The organism is Pirellula sp. SH-Sr6A (assembly GCF_001610875.1).
Taxonomy (GTDB): domain Bacteria; phylum Planctomycetota; class Planctomycetia; order Pirellulales; family Pirellulaceae; genus JBKCUI01.
On record NZ_CP011272.1, the window covers coordinates 333584 to 349422 of the forward strand.

Genomic DNA, 15839 nt, shown 5'->3' on the forward strand with positions numbered 1-15839 from the left:
GCCATTTCTGTTTTCAAGTGAGCGATATGAGTTCATCGCGAGTTAGGGTTCACGACGGTTCAAGCCAACCGACATTCTTGTTCGAATCGTTCTGTGTTTTGAGTGCGTACGGTTTGGTATTCATCCATCTCCTTCGTGTTTTTCAACATGGGAGCCCATGGCATTGGGGATGCGTCATTGCGATCCTCTTGGGGTGGATTGCAGCGGACTTTGTGAGCGGAATGGTTCACTGGCTGGCTGATACTTGGGGGAGCGAGTCGATGTTATGGATCGGTCCCAGGTTTCTCCGACCGTTTCGCGTTCATCATGTGACTCCGACCTCTTTTCTTGATTGCAAGTTCATGGACACCAATGGAGACACGGCACTCCTAGGAATCCCGTTTCTACTCGCCATATTCGCAATTCCCTTATCCACTTTCGCTGGATCGATCGCAGCTATCTTTTTGATTTCGTTTTGTCTCTTTGCACTTCCGACCAATCAGATCCACCAGTGGGCGCATATGCCATCGCCTCCTCGTGCGGTCCAGTGGTTGCAGCGCAGTGGATTGATTTTATCTCGAGTTGCGCACGATCGTCATCATTCCGACGGCCACCAGCAACATTACTGCATTACGACCGGCTTCTGCAATTCGGGTCTTGAGAAGATACGATTCTTTCCCGTATTAGAACGTGTGGTAACAAAATTGACTGGACTGAAGCCGCGTCAAGATGAGGCGGCACATGCGGAGTCGAAACACGTGGAGACGTTGCCATGATCGATCCGTTGCCCGACGCTACATCGAGCGATCAAGTTACGACGCACAGTCGTGTGGATGGAGAGCCTGTTCGATGGGGAACTGGTTGGATAAGCGGAGTCCTTGGAATCACTTTGGGAATCTTTGGATTCGGCGCGGTGGTTTGCATGCGATTTCCGGATTGGCTCACGATGCCTGCATTGCGAGAACTTTATCCGCTTCCAGTCTTGAGAGTGCTTCTCCAAGCGGTTCTGGTGGTTGGATTTGGGTTAGGGATAATCAGTCTCTCGCTCCGCAAGAAGCCAATACTGGGCGGAATCGCCTGCGCGCTTGCGATGATGGCGGCTTTGTTGGGTGGAGCGCAAGTGCCCATTGGGCAGAACACGACACCGGAAGGGCCATTTTTCGGTCTGGATTGGTTTCTGTTAAATCTCTTCGTCTGGACCACTATCTTTATCCCGCTTGAGCGAATGTTTGCCTTGCGGGCAGAGCAGCCCATATTTCGACACGGTTGGCGCACGGATTTAAGTTATTTCTTAGTGAGCGCGGTCTTGATTCAATGGACCACGATCGCCACGTTGAAGCCAGCTGAGACGCTATTCGCGTGGACGGTGGATATGGAGTGGAGGCGATGGATTGGTTCGCAGCCTATTATTCTCCAGATACTTGCAATATTATTGATCACCGACTTTGTTCAGTATTGGGTTCATCGCGCCTTTCACCGTATTCCTTGGTTGTGGCGATTTCACAGCATTCACCACTCCGCAGAGGCGATGGATTGGCTTGCAGGGTCTCGTTTGCATATTGTCGACGTACTCGTCACGCGTTCGTTGACCTACATCCCATTATTTGCGTTAGGCTTTTCCGAGTGGGCGTTGGTCATCTACGCCGTTTTGGTATCTGTCCAGGCGACGATGATCCATGCAAACCTCCGATTCCTTTTTGGCCCGCTTCGTTACTTCTTCGTGACTCCTCAATTCCATCATTGGCATCACAGCGATGAATCGGAGGGGATCGATAAAAACTTCGCTGTGCATCTTCCCGTTTGGGATTTTCTATTTGGGAGCTTTTTCTTGCCTGGTAATCGATGGCCTCGGAGCTATGGAGTTCATGGTGAGAAGTTACCCGAGGGATTCGTAAGGCAACTGGCCGTTCCCTTTCGTCGCGCCATCAATGATCCGATGCGGTCGAGTCGTCGGAATAGCGAGGACGAATAAGGAGGACAAGGACGATAGAAATGACAGCGACACTCGCGAACACGCTGAAAATCCCGAACAGCGGAACGTTACGGTCTTGAAGTTCGCCAAAGCCCCAATCGGCGAGACCGCCACAACTGATACTGACCAAATTCATCAGTCCGTATCCACTGGCTCTCAAGTGCGGTTTTGTGATTTGGCAAAGGATCGGCATATTGTTGCAATCAAAGAATCCCCAGCCCAGTCCGAAGAGCACCAAGAATAAGATTGCGACCAGGAGCATTCCCGTTTGCGGTGCGTAGCCTACGCCGAACATCGATGGGACGATCATCGACATGCCTAGAGCGCTCACGTAGATACGGCCCCGGGAAGTTTTCATCATCCAACGATCAGCCAGCCAGCCGCCGATGATGGCGCCGACAATCGCCGCGACCTGCCAGTAGAGGGTTGCTGAGACTCCTGCCATGCCTTGACCAATTCCGAACTCCTCTTTCAAGATGGATGGCATCCAATCTCGCACCACCCAAGCGGCAAGGGCAGGAAGGGTGAAATACAGCACGAGGAGCACGAAAGACCCATTCGACAGGAGCGATTTGGTTGACGACAAAATCGATACAGACTCCCGTTTTTCGCCGTTGAGTTGGGGAGAGTCGCGGAGAACGAGGAACAGGGGGAATGCGTAGAGAATTCCCACGAGCCCGCAGGCAGCGAATGCCCATCGCCATCCGAGGTCGGGGCTGTCCGCCACATAGCCACTAAAACCGCCGAGAATCACTCCTGCGTAGATTCCCATTTGGTGAAGCCCGACGGCTCTCGAACGAGTGCGTCCCACATGGTAGTCGGCGATGAGAGCTAATGCAGCGGGAATGTAGAACGCTTCGCTGATACCCATCGCCGCTCTAGCGAATAGAAGTTGCTCGTACGTAGTGACTTGCCCGGTAGCCCACGTTACCAGTGACCAAAAGAATAGGCTCGCGATGATCACTCCGCGGCGTCCGAATTTGTCTGCGAAATAACCTCCAAATGGACTGACAAACGCGTAGGTCCATTTGAACAATGCGAGAATCCAGCCCCATGCAGCATCGTTATCGATTCCAGCAACATCCTGCATCACCGAAGCCTTCATCGAGGCGAGCATTTGGCGATCCAGGTAGTTCAGCAGAGCAACGGGCACCAGCAATGCCACGACGATCCAAGCCAGAGATGTCTGCGACTTGGCAGAACCATGAGAAGAGTTCATTGTAGCCCCGCCTACTTTCCGATTCGTGCTTGATATTCCTGATCAAGGGAGAGAGAGGGGGGATAGTCTAGCAAATCAAGGCCGCGTGCGGGGTACGGCCAATGAAATGACAAAACGGACTCTACATTGGATTTGGCAATACAACCTCTGGCTTCAAGGCCTCCACTTGGATGGCAGTGGGCACGGAAGTTGGGATCGATATCGCAGTGGTCGAAGCGCTGAGGGAATCTGATGCGGAAGCTTGAACGACAGCGGGTGCCTGAACAAAGACTTCTTCGGGCCCACCTGCGGTGCGCATCATGTTTCGAATCGCTGGCTCCAGATTCTTCGCGTGGAAGGCCAAGCTCGAAACGCGTCCGCTGCGTGCGATATTCAAACCGACAGCACGTCCCTCGATGTCTACGAGAGGACCTCCGCATTGATGGGGAAGGAGTACCGTGTCGTGCTGCATGACATTTTGAAAGCCGGTAGCGCGTGCGCTGATTTGGCCGTTCACCTCCATTTCCGTGCTATCGAATAAAGAACTGGTAAGGTCCATCATCTGCGCGGCAATCGAGACTTTGCGTTCATCACGAAGAATGTCCAAGGCGACCGATTGCCCAGCCTTCAACTCGCGCAGTCGGCTCAGAACTTCCTCCATCGAGGCGTACGAAATCCCTTCGATGGATTGAATGATATCTCCGACTCTCAGACCGGCTCGATCCGCACCACCACCATCGACGACTGATTCGATCACAGCACCCGTATCGCCGGTTGGGGGTGGACCTAATCGTACGCCTAGAACCGGTTTTTCCTTCCGGATGTTACGGTTGGCAACGCTTAAAACTCCGATCGTGAGTGGGGTGGCTCGTAGGTCGGTGCTGATCAGCCAACCTCCGACGGGAATTTCTTCTGATGTTCCCCATTGGATTGGGAGCAAACCAGTTCGCTCAACCTTAATCAGAACCAAGTCCATGTCGTCGAGTCGCGCTCGCACTTGGCCGATCGCTTTGGTCTGATCCCACAGTTTGACATCGAACTTTTCTGGCACTTCACTGGATTTGGACACGATCCATCCATCGGGATGAACCACCGCACCGAGAGCAGCCTGTCGGTTCCGAACAATGATCTGCACCGTTGACTTGAATGCATCTCCAACCGAATCTTGGAATGCTCTTAGCGTTTGACGGTGAGTACGCTGATGGGCTCGGTCCGTAAAATTTTGAAACTCTCGTCCCAACGTCCCTGCGCCCTGTTGGACGAGAAGAGAACTTCCCTCTTCGTAGTTCGAGGAGGCCGTGCCATGTCCAATCGCCAGAGATAGTAACGAGCTATCCAATCGAACTTGGTCGATCAAATCGAGCACGCAAAAGGAGGCGAGTGACCCAACCAGGAATACTCCAAGCGACCGTTGTATCACTCGTTTCATCTACGGCTCCTTACTATTCCTTCGTTTCCAAATGATTCGCGACTCGCCATTCCGATTGCGTTCCACGCTGCTTGGCGAGCATCCATTATAAGTGGTCGTGAAACCGCCGAACAGAAAATTATGGTTGGTTCTGCAGGCGAGTTCAGTGGAGGGCGAAAGCCTGCGCCCCCGTGTCTCAACGCTGGTGCGAGAGCAAACAGCGAGGTTTAAGGGTTCAAGGAACCGATCATGATTCGCACGATCATTCTTCTCGAATTGCGTTCCAATTCGACTTCTACCGAATCACCCGGAACCATTGCATCGACGGAATCTTTCAGTTCTTTGAACACGGTGATCTTTTGACCGTCAAACCGCACAATGATGTCACCCGGTTCAATGCCTGCCCGATCCGCGGGCCCTTTCGGGGTAACCCGCTCGATCACGCAGCGGCCTCCGCTATCTTCAACACTCGCTCCCTCTACACCAATGTAGGGGCGAAAGCCGGGGAGCGATCCCCATGCTTCACTGCGGATCAATCGCTCGTGACTTTTGTAGAAGACATCGAGCGGGACGTGCATGTTTTCGTCGACTTCAACGCCGATCCGGCTGTGGATTCCAATCAGCTTGCCTTCCAGGTCGAACAGGGGACCGCCACTATCTCCTCCGATCAATGCGCAATCGGTGATCAAGGTCGAGTCGATGTTGCGAAGTAATCGTCCGATTCGAACCACCGCTGGGCGATCTTCCTGCCAACCGCCGGGGTGACCGACCGCCATCACCCAACTACCTGGTTGCAGATCGGTCGAACTTCCTAGCGACGCGTGTGGCCAAGGGTTGTCGGGGCTTCGGACGGGATGGACGATCTTGACCAACCCGGCATCTTCATTGCGGTTGAGACCTAGCGACTTGCCCTCAACGCGGGTTCCATCGTGCAAGACAACATGGATCCGTTGATTGGGACGACCGGCCACGTGTGCGGCGGTCAGGATGTATCCGTCGCCGCTAACGATGACTCCGCTCCCCTGTGTATTGCCGTGTTGCAAATTGACCGTGACCAAGGGCGCACGCTTCGCGACTTCGGTTTGCTGCTTTTGCAAGCTGACCAGTTGTTGTTTGTTGTTGGGATCGGTCCCTTTCGCGATCCTCGCGATCTCATCGGACAGAGGCACCTTGGTGAGGGCAGTGGGAGCGTCCAAAGAAGTCGAGAAGTAGAGCGGAAGAGCGGGGCGAAGAGCCGTTCGTTGCTCCCCCTCTTGCTCTTGGACCTTGTCCTGTGCGCTGACCCATCCGCTTGAAAAGGCGATGGCGAGACCGAAGAAGCAACCGGAAATCTGGAGCCACAAACCGGACGGATGCTCGGCGACCGGCTCAGTAGGAGTAAAGCCGTTGTATCGAATCACTTGGGTCACAGGAAACTCCGAAGTACGGGTTTCGCCTTGCATACGACTTGGGGGATCGAAGCAAGACCATTACATTGGGTGCAACCGATCTAAACGGCTGTGGAATCGATTATTCGCTAAGCGCAGTCAAATTGAAACCCACCGACTTTAAGAAAAATCCAAATCTCCCCGTTCACGACAGCATTGGTATGCGGGTTGTAGGAGGTGTAGAAGGTTTAAGGAGAGCCATGCGATGACTTGCCGTCTGATTGTCGGATGCGGATACGTGGGGATGGAGGTGGCGAAAACGTGGCTTGCCAAAGGGGACCGTGTGCTTGCTGTTACCCGTTCTGCAAGTCGGGCATCGGAGCTTCGACACTCTGGAATCATCCCGATTATTTGGAATTGGCTCGAGGCCCCTGGCGAAGCATTTCTTCGTGAATGGCGAGGAATATCGTTGGCAGAATCGATCTCAACGGTGCTCATCGCAGTCTCGCACGCGCCTGTCGAAGAGGTCCCACATTCGGAATCGCATACGCGGGGATTGGAAGAATTGAGGCAATTGCTCGCGAAGGGCGAAACGGAAGACGCTTCGGTATCGCAGGAGAGAGTGCGGTGGATTTACTTGTCGACGACAGGCGTGATGTCGGGGGTGAACGACGGTAGCTGGATCGATGAGCAAGCTTCCGTACAGCCCCAACGGCCCGGGCCAATCGCGGCGGCTGCGGCAGAAGAGTGGATTGCGAGAAACCATGCAGATGGTGATTTTGTTGTCTTGCGGCCGGCCGGGATCTATGGCCCTGGAAGGCTGCCTAACTGGCAAGCGATCCGGGACCAAACTCCTTTGGGTGCCGATCCCGACAGTTACCTCAACTTGATTCACGTGAAAGACCTTGCTGATACCATCGTCTACTTCAGCGAACATACTCCCAAGCATTCGCTTTACTGTGTCAGCGACGGCAATCCCGTTCCGCGAGGGGACTACTACCGATTCATCGCCGAGCTAGGAGGTTTTCCCGAGCCTCGCTTTGCTTCCCGCGAGATGTCCGGATCTCTGTCTGCATCAGGGGCATCCGAGGCGCTTCGCTCCAAGCCTCCTCGATCGTCCGTTAACAAGCGGATCGATTCGCGTCGGTTGCTGAGCGAGCTCCCATTTCGCTTTCGGTTTGAAGATTTTCGAAGCGGGTTGCAGGATGGATTGCCCTTTCCCAAGCTGCCGTTGTCCTCTTAACGACCTTCCGAGCGACCCGCGTGGGTCTGCAGCTCCACGTCTTTTGCATTAGTTATTCTTAATGAGCGCCAACAGGCATGCCAAAGCGTCGCTACGACATGTTGTCGCCCGTCTGTTATTTTCGTAAGTTGTTTTCTAGTATGGAGTTACGAAACATGACTCACGGCGAGAATTCAGATGTGCTAGCACTGTAGCGGGAGTCGAAACGGCATTTTCTGGCCAAGTCGGGGAAAGAGAGTTTCCCAAAAAGGGACGATTCGGGTATCCTGAGGTCGTTGTCAGAACATGATCGACAGCCGATCGGAATCTGCGACAGCCCAGTCATCCAAGCGATGGTTGGAGCTCTTTGAAAAGCGAGAGTCGAGCCTACGGCCACGGGCTTTGCTCCTCACCGCCGAAGAAGCAGTCGGTCGGTACTTTTTGGAGAGTTCCACCACATTCTCGCAACTGTGAGCACCTGGCTTCTGTGTTGGACACAGGAGTTTGGGAGGCCGCAGTAAGATCCAGCACCGCGTCTCAGAACGGAAACTTAGAGGGCTTGCTGCGACGGACCGGGTGTCGCACCGGTCGGCTGTTTTCTTTTCTTCAGGAAATGGTCTCTAGGTTGACTTCTCCCACGGTTCACATCCCTGTGATGATGCAGGAGATATTGGAATGGTCTGGGCTGGAAGTCGAAGGACGCAGCCCCGATTCCTCGTTTGTTTGGATCGATGGCACGTTGGGAGGAGGCGGTCATGCGCTGGCGATGCTTTCCCGAATGCGTGACGGCGATTTATTTGTAGGGATCGATCGGGATCCTGTTGCCGTCGAGCGATCCGAGTTGCGGTTGCAGGCCAACCGCAATTGGACCTGTCGAGCGAAACTCATCGCGACATCGTATCGTGACATCCCTCGCTACATCCAGGATGGAGACATCGAGCCTGCCGATGGAATCCTCCTCGACTTGGGATTGTCCAGCGATCAGTTGGCGGACCCTGCGCGAGGATTCTCATTCAAATTGGGTGGGCCGCTTGATCTGCGATTTTCCGAAGACAGCGGAATACCTGCGTCGCAACTTCTCCAGATCGCTACCGAGAAAGAAATCGCGGACATTATCTACCAATATGGGGAAGAGCGGTTCAGTCGGCGCATCGCGAGGGCCATCGTCGCGCGGCGACTAGACGATCCGATAGAGACTGCCGAGCAACTCTACGATTTGATCCACCGCGTCATCCCTGGGAAGATCCACGGTCGAATCGATAGTGCGACTCGTACCTTTCAGGCTTTGCGTATCGCTGTGAATCACGAACTGGATCATCTCAAAGAGGCGCTCCAGTGGCTTCCTGCCTGTTTGAAGCCGAACGGTCGTTTGTTGATCATTTCCTTCCATTCCTTGGAGGATCGGATGGTCAAGCATGCGTTTCGCGACCATCCCCAATTGGAAGTTCTCACGCGTAAACCCCTCTTGCCGACCGAACGAGAAATCGAGGAAAACCCACGATCTCGCAGTGCCAAACTGCGGGTCGCACAGCGTCGAGCTGACGGGTAAAGTTACCGGCAACTCAGCAGATAGCGTCTTGCTTCGGTAAAGAACGCTTGGAAATCACTGCGCTGGTAATCGGGGTACGTCCATGGCATTGCATTCCACTTTTGATCTCGAAAGGCGAGAGTGACTTCTGCGTATACGCCGTCTTGAAGATAGATGCGATGCTCGCGATTCTTCGTCGAGGCAAGTACCAATTTCGTCATCGCGAGATATCCCGGGTCGATATTGAGAGGTCGAGGTTCGGAATACGTCGCAAGATTAGCAAACTCTTCCTCCCACCCGTTGGTCGTACGCTTATCAGCAGACAAGCAACCGGGGTTGTAGAGCGGCCGGCATAACGCGAATTGTTTCCAGAGTCCTTCTCCCATGGTTCGGTGGTAGTACTCCGACTCGCGGAAGGCGAATCGTTCGCTGAGCAACGGGATGTCTCCCCAAGCTTGGCGAACCCGATCCCAAACCCAATCCAATGCTTCGGGGTAGCGGCTGAAGGCACCGATCAATTGGATGCAAGGCGGATACGATTTGATGTCCCCCATGTCGATGCAATCTCTTTATTTAGAGTTGTGTCCGCGAAGGACTCGGAACGGCTCCAAATCGATGTCTGTCTCTTCGCCGAACATAAGTTGTTGCATGAGAAGGGCTGTTCCCGTGGACCAATGGAGTCCATGCCGGAAGTGGCCGGAAGCCACAAACACATTCTCCTGCCCGGGCACCGTCCCCAGGTAGGGGTAGCTATCAAAGGATCCTGGTCGAAGTCCCGCCCAGGTGCGTTCGACTTTGGCGTGTTTTAGATCGGGTAGAACCGATCCTGCCCACTCGCGCAACTCGGAGATCATCGACTCCGTCGTCGACGTGTCGAAACCCACTTCCTCCTCGCATGAACCCGCCAGCAGATAGCCGTCGTCGCGAGGTACCAGATACCGATGCCCTTCATTGATGATAAACGGGAACTTCGGTGCATCCAGTTTGTAAAGAACCATCTGACCGCGGACTGGCATGATCCCTGTCTCGATGCCCCATAACCCGAGCAGTTGTCGGGACCAAGCCCCCGCAGTGAGGCATACACGCAATGTACGGATCGTCTTTCCGGTCTGATCTCGACCTATCAAAGTCGAGGCTGCCCCCACATGTCCTGCATCACGCTCGAAGGAAACGATTTCTCGGTCGTTCGCGAGATGAACGCCCAGTCTCCGATTAGCTTCCACCAAGGCGTCGATGTGATACGGATTGCGGACTCGGCAGTCATCCGGCAGCCACCAACATTCGCCGTCCATCCGAAAGGGGAGGGAATTGGCTAGTGCGGGGATACGCTCCCTCGACTCTTGCGATGTGAGCCGTTCATAAGCGATTCCGTGATCGTCCCACCACATCTCATTGGCGATGAGGGTTGCGCGTTCGGCAGGAGTTCTGGCGAGATAGACTCCACCGCATTCGCGATATTCGCTGTCAATGCCCGTGAGATCGCGCAACTCTGCTGCCCATCTTCGGTGCAATCGATGGGAGAGAGCCCGCAGTTGCTCGATGGGGTCGAGCGCTTCGACGGTCGCTCCCGCTGGTAGGATGCCAGCACCCGCCCACGAAGCCCCCCGCCCAAAGCGCCCGCGATCGACCACGAGTACCTTCCATCCCTGTTTCGCACACTGGTAGGCAATCGAGAGCCCGATCACTCCGCCCCCGCAGACCAGCAAATCCCATCCATCTTGATCCATGCGAATCACTCGTGCTTAGGTAACAGTTCGCCGCTCTTGTACCGGGCCCAATAGCGATCCAGTTCAGAACGGATTCGATTGCTTAGCAAAAAGACTCCGATCAAGTTGGGGATAGCCATCGAGAGGATCATCATGTCACTAAAGTCAAGAATGTTTGTAGGGCTAACAACCGAACCTAGGAACGTGAAGGTGAGGAACAGTACTTTATAAGGGAGGCTGGATCGATTTCCGAACAATGCCACGCAGCAACGTTCCCCGTAATAGGACCAGGAAACGCAGGTGGAATACGCAAACAGGAAAACGGCTAGGTAGAGGATGTACTTGAACCACTCGAAGCTCGCGTTCTGGGTGAACGCAGCCAGCGTGATCATCGATCCCTTGTTGTCCTGCGCCAGTTGGAGGATCTCAGGTTGTCGGTAGACACCGGTGACGACAATCGTCAATGCCGTGAGCGTGCAGACAACAACCGTGTCGATGAAAGGTTCGAGAAGAGCGACCATCCCTTCACTTACAGGTTCTTTGGTCCTCGCAGCCGCGTGAGCGATCGCAGCGGATCCGGCCCCGGCTTCGTTGGAGAAGCAGGCTCGTTTGATTCCGAGAACCATGACTCCCAAAAAGCCACCATACAGACCATCGGGTGTGAAGGCGCCTCGAAAGATCTCGCTTACCGCATATGGGATTTGAGAGAAGTTCATTCCGAGGATGGATAGACAGACCACTAGATAAGCTAGGCACATGAACGGCACGACTCGGCCTGCAAAATTGCCGATCGACTTGATCCCTCCGATGATTACGGCCCCAACCAAGACCACCATGACAACGCCATAAATCCATGGATACTGTCCTGGTCTCAAAAAGGAAAAGACCTCCTCCGATTGCAGTGCATTCAGCGATTGAACGACTTGGTAAGAGTTGCCTCCTCCGAGCGATCCACCGATGCAGAGGAAGGTAAAGGCGATGGCGAGCACCGATCCTAACGGGCCGAGTCCCATGCGGGCGAGACCGTCTCGCAAGTAAATCATTGGGCCCCCTAACACCAGCCCTTCCTCGTCGGTGCGCCGATACATAACGGCGAGCGTGCATTCCGAAAACTTGCTCGTCATCCCAAGCAGTCCGCAGACGATCATCCAAAAGGTTGCCCCTGGTCCCCCTTGTCCAATCGCGATGGCAACGCCGGCGATATTTCCCAGACCAACGGTTCCGGACAAAGCGGATGCCAACGCTTGGAAGTGGGAAACGTCCCCTTGATCATCTTTTTCATCATAGGTGCCTCGAATCAGTTCGATGGCATGGTAGAAGCCCCGCAAGTTGATAAAGGCCATCCGTAAGGTGAGGAACACACCCCCGAAAAGGAGCCAAATCACGACGAAAGGGACGCTGGTTCCCAGAAACTCTTTGGTTCGAAAATCGTAAAACAACACCAGTTCGAGAGGCTTGACGAGCCAAGTTCCGAACACGCTATCGACTTGATCCACCCAGTCCTTTTTCGCATCAGGACTTTCGTTTGCGGCCTTGGTCGCAGATGACTTGGGGGGCAAAGTAGCCGGGAGTTCCAACGCATGGGATTCCGCAGCGGTCCGTCTCTTTGGCTCTTCCGCACCGAACGCTTGGGGGCCACCCAAGACAATCGTCATCAACGAGCCAATCATCATCAACAAGAGAGCCGACCATTGAGCCTTCATGCTGACGAGCATTCGTGAACCGGTGGAACACGGCACGACATTGCTGCTTGCCATCTCAGATTCCTTTTCCATCCAAGGGGTATTTGCATGAGAGGATTAACGGGTAGGTCGTATGCTACACAACGTGGGGCAAGTTGCTAGAAGTTCTTGGGGATAAGTAGGTTTCAAAACAGAGAATTCCCCTTATGATTCCCTCATCGCGGACGCGAGAAACTACCCAACTGTTCCATTTTCCATCAGCCGAAAATCCTATCGCTATGGCCAGCACCCATCCTTGGATTGCAAAACGAACTCTTGCATTCGACTCGAGCGGTATCCGCAAAGTCTTTGAATTGGCGGCGAAGCTGACGAATCCGATCAATCTCTCGATTGGCCAGCCCGATTTTGATGTGCCGCAGCCGATTCGTTTTTCTGCTATCGAAGCCATCGAGTCAGGACGCAATGCTTATTCGCCCACGCAGGGAATCCCGCCACTCGTCGATAAACTTCAAAAGGAAATTCAAAAGAAATGGAATCACGAGGATCGCAAGGTTTTTGTCAGTTCCGGTACTTCTGGCGGCTTGGTCCTCTCGATGCTTTCGCTCGTCGACCCAGGGGATGAAGTCATCATCTTCGATCCCTATTTCGTGATGTATGTCCCGCTGGTCCAACTCGTAGGGGGTGTACCCGTTCTGATCGATACCTACCCCGATTTCCGCATCGACCTCGACAAGGTGCGAGATGCGATTACTCCTCGGACCAAGCTGGTCCTATTCAACTCCCCTGGGAATCCCACCGGCGTGACGGCGAGTGTCGAAGAGATCGAAGGGCTGGCGAAGCTGTGCAAGGAGAAGAACATCGCTTTGATCTCGGATGAAATCTATTCCGGATTTCATTTCGATAGCCCGATGTGCTCCCCGGCCAAGTTCAACGAAGACACCATTGTGATCGACGGCTTTTCGAAGAGTCACGCAATGACTGGCTGGCGATTGGGATATGTGCACGGGCCCTCGCAAGTCATTCAAACCATGTTGAAGATTCAGCAGTACTCGTTTGTTTGCGCACCGACTCCGTTCCAATGGGCTGCGCTGGCTGCGTACGATCACGATATGACTCAGTACTATCGCGATTACGCTTCGAAACGGGATCGAATCGTCGAGGGCTTGAAAGATGACTACGAATTCACCACCCCAGGCGGTGCGTTTTATATCTTTCCGAAAGCTCCCGGGGGAAGCGGCAGCCGATTCGTGGAACGCTGCATTGCAAACGAGTTGCTGGTTATCCCTGGGAACATCTTCTCGCAGCGAGACACCCACTTCCGAATTTCATTCGCTGCAAGCAACGAGACCTTGGACCGCGGTATCGATGTCCTCCGTAAACTCGCTAGAGAATAAGAGTCACTCGCGATCGAAGGCGGATCGCGTTTCTCTCAATGGCAGCTAGAGTCGGGCCAAGTAAATCGACATGGCTATGCCTACCACGCATAGTAACCCTGCAACCAAAATCGCGAATGTCGAGCCAAACGCTCTGCGAAATTCGTTGCGATCGATCGCTTCGATGTAGCGATGGTGTCGAACAACTGAAAGGAAGATGACGACGGTCCCCACGATGACCAGCGAAATGCCCAAAGGTAAAGAAACACCCAATCGATTGGGTTCGTCCTGAAAACGCTGGCTGGCCAATTCACGAAGAAAAAAACCGAATCGTGCAATCACGAAGCCAAATCCCATCATCGCGACACCGGTGCGAATCCATGCGAGAAAGGTTCTCTCGGCAGCCATGTAAATGCGAGGGTCTTGTTCGGGGTCACCGGTCGCCATCGTATCGTCCTCTCCCTCTGCCCCTGTGTTCATACATTGTCATTGTCGGCCTCTCAAGTTCGCGGGTTTGCTTTAAACGCTCTTGGTGGGTATTTCGACTTCGCAAATGGTTCCACCCTCTGCTCGGCTCATGAATTTCATCGTCCCGCCGATCCCTTGAATGACATTGCGGGTCAGGAACACTCCGAGCCCCATTCCTTGCCCCACTTCCTTGGTCGTAAAGAAGGGTTCGCCGATACGGCGCGAGACTTCCTCGCTGAGTCCTGTACCGCTATCGGTAATTGTTACCTCCCACTTCTTGAACCCAGGTGCATTATCTTGTTCACGAATCGTCAATGTCACGATCGCTTCGGGGGGAGAGGCGTCGAGTCCATTTTGGATTAAATTTCGCAGCGCCTGCGAGAGGGCTTGCTTGGGAAGCAACCCCCTTCTTTCGGCGATGTCTGCTGGCAAATCGACGACGACGCGATGCGGTTCTCGCATGGCTTGGACGGTTTCTTGGATGAGCTCAGAGAGGGAGATCGGGTGCAAATGTTCCGCTGCGGCTTCTCCTGCCCCGCTTTTCATCCGATGCAAAATATCGCGGCACCGGTTCAGCTCCTCACGAATCAATTCCACATCGCGCCGAATGCCCGACGAAACCTCGTACTTCTCAAGATTACGAGAAAGCTCCTTTGCAACAACGGCGATGGTCGACAGCGGACTGGCAAGCTCATGTCCCGCTCCTGCTGCCAACGTCGCCATGGCTTCTAGCCGTCGCGATCTCTCCTTTTCCTGTTCTGCGATGGCCAGTTGTTTCTCCCGTTCCCGAAGCTGCCCTGCGAGCATGGTGACGAAAAACGTGATCACGCAGGAGCTGGTTGCAAAGGCGACAAGAAACGCGAACTTGGAAACTCCCCAAGGTGCGTTGGGATCCAGTGGGGAATTGGCGATGACATCGATCGATCGTGCCTCATTCAGTAGCCAGCTAACCCCTGCGACCGAAAGGAATGCAACCACCCAAGCTAACTGGCGAGGCAGGATCATCCCCGCGATCGCTATGTTTGCGAAGTAGAAGATAAGAAAGGGGTTGGCGCCGCCCCCTGTGAAATAGAGAAGCCCCGTCAGCGTGACAACATCCATACAGAGAATCGCAGTGAGAACGCGACTGCCGATCGAGTCGTCGGTGGCCGCATCGGCCACAAGAGAGCTCGACGATTCGTACCCAACTCTGGACGGGGAGTGTGCAAGTGAATTTCGAAGCCGTCTAGCCCATACCCCCAAACCAATGTTGCTTGCGGCAGTCCAGGCTACCAGTGCGAGAAGCGGTAAGAGGGGGAGTGGTATCAGGACCAGCAGAACCACAGAACCAATCACCAATAACTGGCCCGCAACCGCCACCCAACGCAATTGCGTTAACCAGATCGCGGTGGAAATGTGGGGTTCCGCGAGAGAGTATCGTACCCCTTCACTCATCATCAGCTACTCACACAGAAAAAACAAAGGGCATCGTGATTCGCTCCGCCATGATCCGGCCTGAACGCTCGATGCCCTGTTCGCTAATGACGCCGACCGCATTATCAGACCATGCGGTGGACCTTTTGTAACCCGATACTAACCGCGGCGTTCTTCCAAACGGACCGACTTACCGGTGCGTCCACGCAAGAAGTAGAGCTTTGCACGGCGAATAACCGATCGGCGCTTCACCTCGATCTTGTCGATACGTGGCGAATGAACTGGGAACTTACGTTCGACACCTTCACCAGCCACAATGCGGCGAACGACGAACATTTCACGGGTTCCCGATCCACTCTTAGCAATCACGGTTCCACTGAAAACCTGGATCCGTTCTTTGTTGCCTTCCTGAATCTTCGTGTGGACATCGACTGTGTCCCCAATCCCGAACGTATCCACTTTATCCTTCAGGGAAGACTGTTCAACCAATTGGAGCAATCGTTGGCTCATGATTCCAAAAACA

15 protein-coding genes are annotated in these 15839 nt (G+C 54.1%); 6 read left to right on the forward strand and 9 right to left on the reverse strand.

What is annotated here, in order from left to right; all coding sequences use genetic code 11:
* The first annotated feature begins 26 nt into the window (after positions 1-26).
* Together VN12_RS01020 and VN12_RS01025 are read left to right on the forward strand one after the other, a co-directional pair.
* A complete protein-coding gene (locus VN12_RS01020) occupies positions 27-755 on the forward strand; it encodes a fatty acid desaturase CarF family protein (protein ID WP_146675085.1) in 729 nt (242 codons plus the stop codon).
* Positions 752-1951: a sterol desaturase family protein gene (locus VN12_RS01025; protein WP_146675086.1), complete on the forward strand. Its 1200-nt coding sequence runs from the start codon at positions 752-754 to the stop codon at positions 1949-1951. Before VN12_RS01020 ends, VN12_RS01025 begins: the two co-directional genes overlap by 4 nt.
* Here the strand turns inward: VN12_RS01025 and VN12_RS01030 are convergent.
* From VN12_RS01030 to VN12_RS01040, 3 genes are all read right to left on the reverse strand, one after another.
* Entirely contained in the window at positions 1905-3170 is a 1266-nt protein-coding gene (locus VN12_RS01030) for an MFS transporter (protein WP_146675087.1), read from the reverse strand. The genes VN12_RS01025 and VN12_RS01030 overlap by 47 nt on opposite strands.
* 121 nt (positions 3171-3291) lie before the next feature.
* Positions 3292-4578 carry a PDZ domain-containing protein gene (locus VN12_RS01035; RefSeq protein ID WP_146675088.1) on the reverse strand — a complete coding sequence of 429 codons (1287 nt, stop codon included), beginning with the start codon at positions 4576-4578 and terminating at the stop codon, positions 3292-3294.
* 206 nt (positions 4579-4784) lie between these two features.
* On the reverse strand, positions 4785-5966 hold the full coding sequence (locus tag VN12_RS01040) for a S1C family serine protease (RefSeq protein ID WP_168164128.1): 1182 nt from the start codon (positions 5964-5966) through the stop codon (positions 4785-4787).
* 223 nt (positions 5967-6189) lie between these two features.
* Here VN12_RS01040 and VN12_RS01045 point away from each other — a divergent pair, with 223 nt between their 5' ends.
* The 3 genes from VN12_RS01045 (at position 6190) to rsmH (ending at position 8695) form a co-directional block, all read left to right on the forward strand.
* The gene (locus tag VN12_RS01045; RefSeq protein WP_146675090.1) at positions 6190-7167 is read left to right on the forward strand and encodes an NAD-dependent epimerase/dehydratase family protein; all 978 of its coding nucleotides are present in this window, start codon (positions 6190-6192) and stop codon (positions 7165-7167) included.
* A 285-nt stretch (positions 7168-7452) separates the two neighbouring features.
* The gene (locus tag VN12_RS25585; RefSeq protein ID WP_168164129.1) at positions 7453-7620 is read left to right on the forward strand and encodes a hypothetical protein; all 168 of its coding nucleotides are present in this window, start codon (positions 7453-7455) and stop codon (positions 7618-7620) included.
* A gap of 139 nt (positions 7621-7759) precedes the next feature.
* A complete protein-coding gene (gene rsmH / locus VN12_RS01050; protein WP_146675091.1) occupies positions 7760-8695 on the forward strand; it encodes a 16S rRNA (cytosine(1402)-N(4))-methyltransferase RsmH in 936 nt (311 codons plus the stop codon).
* A 2-nt stretch (positions 8696-8697) separates the two neighbouring features.
* Here the strand turns inward: rsmH and VN12_RS01055 are convergent, their stop codons facing one another.
* The 3 genes from VN12_RS01055 to VN12_RS01065 are packed head-to-tail and all read right to left on the reverse strand — an operon-like array spanning position 8698 to position 12137.
* Complete coding sequence (locus tag VN12_RS01055; RefSeq protein WP_146675092.1) at positions 8698-9228, reverse strand: DUF4416 family protein; 531 nt, start codon at positions 9226-9228, stop codon at positions 8698-8700.
* Between the two features lie 15 nt (positions 9229-9243).
* On the reverse strand, positions 9244-10401 hold the full coding sequence (locus tag VN12_RS01060; protein WP_146675093.1) for an NAD(P)/FAD-dependent oxidoreductase: 1158 nt from the start codon (positions 10399-10401) through the stop codon (positions 9244-9246).
* A 5-nt stretch (positions 10402-10406) separates the two neighbouring features.
* Entirely contained in the window at positions 10407-12137 is a 1731-nt protein-coding gene (locus VN12_RS01065; RefSeq protein ID WP_240491281.1) for an alanine/glycine:cation symporter family protein, read from the reverse strand.
* Positions 12138-12340: 203 nt separating this feature from the next.
* On the opposite strand from VN12_RS01065, the gene VN12_RS01070 reads away from it, so the two are divergent.
* Positions 12341-13456, forward strand: a complete 1116-nt coding sequence (locus VN12_RS01070) for a pyridoxal phosphate-dependent aminotransferase (protein ID WP_146675094.1) — start codon at positions 12341-12343, stop codon at positions 13454-13456.
* Positions 13457-13501: 45 nt separating this feature from the next.
* Here VN12_RS01070 and VN12_RS01075 read toward each other — a convergent pair whose 3' ends face one another.
* From VN12_RS01075 to rplS, 3 genes are all read right to left on the reverse strand, one after another.
* Positions 13502-13882: a YidH family protein gene (locus VN12_RS01075; RefSeq protein WP_168164130.1), complete on the reverse strand. Its 381-nt coding sequence runs from the start codon at positions 13880-13882 to the stop codon at positions 13502-13504.
* A 72-nt stretch (positions 13883-13954) separates the two neighbouring features.
* On the reverse strand, positions 13955-15340 hold the full coding sequence (locus tag VN12_RS01080) for an ATP-binding protein (protein ID WP_146675096.1): 1386 nt from the start codon (positions 15338-15340) through the stop codon (positions 13955-13957).
* Between the two features lie 135 nt (positions 15341-15475).
* A complete protein-coding gene (gene rplS, locus VN12_RS01085) occupies positions 15476-15826 on the reverse strand; it encodes a 50S ribosomal protein L19 (protein ID WP_146675097.1) in 351 nt (116 codons plus the stop codon).
* Positions 15827-15839: the final 13 nt, after the last annotated feature.

What these genes read in the sequence shown, in the direction of transcription:
- VN12_RS01025 (WP_146675086.1), top strand. Translation starts at nt 752, where the DNA reads ATGATCGATCCGTTGCCCGACGCTACATCGAGCGATCAAGTTACGACG.
- VN12_RS01030 (WP_146675087.1), bottom strand. Translation starts at nt 3,170, where the DNA reads ATGAACTCTTCTCATGGTTCTGCCAAGTCGCAGACATCTCTGGCTTGG.
- VN12_RS01035 (WP_146675088.1), bottom strand. Translation starts at nt 4,578, where the DNA reads ATGAAACGAGTGATACAACGGTCGCTTGGAGTATTCCTGGTTGGGTCA.
- VN12_RS01055 (WP_146675092.1), bottom strand. Translation starts at nt 9,228, where the DNA reads ATGGGGGACATCAAATCGTATCCGCCTTGCATCCAATTGATCGGTGCC.
- VN12_RS01065 (WP_240491281.1), bottom strand. Translation starts at nt 12,137, where the DNA reads ATGGCAAGCAGCAATGTCGTGCCGTGTTCCACCGGTTCACGAATGCTC.
- VN12_RS01045 (WP_146675090.1), top strand. Translation starts at nt 6,190, where the DNA reads ATGACTTGCCGTCTGATTGTCGGATGCGGATACGTGGGGATGGAGGTG.
- VN12_RS01070 (WP_146675094.1), top strand. Translation starts at nt 12,341, where the DNA reads ATGGCCAGCACCCATCCTTGGATTGCAAAACGAACTCTTGCATTCGAC.
- VN12_RS01075 (WP_168164130.1), bottom strand. Translation starts at nt 13,882, where the DNA reads ATGGCGACCGGTGACCCCGAACAAGACCCTCGCATTTACATGGCTGCC.
- rsmH (WP_146675091.1), top strand. Translation starts at nt 7,760, where the DNA reads ATGGTCTCTAGGTTGACTTCTCCCACGGTTCACATCCCTGTGATGATG.
- VN12_RS01020 (WP_146675085.1), top strand. Translation starts at nt 27, where the DNA reads ATGAGTTCATCGCGAGTTAGGGTTCACGACGGTTCAAGCCAACCGACA.
- VN12_RS01060 (WP_146675093.1), bottom strand. Translation starts at nt 10,401, where the DNA reads ATGGATCAAGATGGATGGGATTTGCTGGTCTGCGGGGGCGGAGTGATC.
- VN12_RS01080 (WP_146675096.1), bottom strand. Translation starts at nt 15,340, where the DNA reads ATGATGAGTGAAGGGGTACGATACTCTCTCGCGGAACCCCACATTTCC.
- VN12_RS25585 (WP_168164129.1), top strand. Translation starts at nt 7,453, where the DNA reads ATGATCGACAGCCGATCGGAATCTGCGACAGCCCAGTCATCCAAGCGA.
- rplS (WP_146675097.1), bottom strand. Translation starts at nt 15,826, where the DNA reads ATGAGCCAACGATTGCTCCAATTGGTTGAACAGTCTTCCCTGAAGGAT.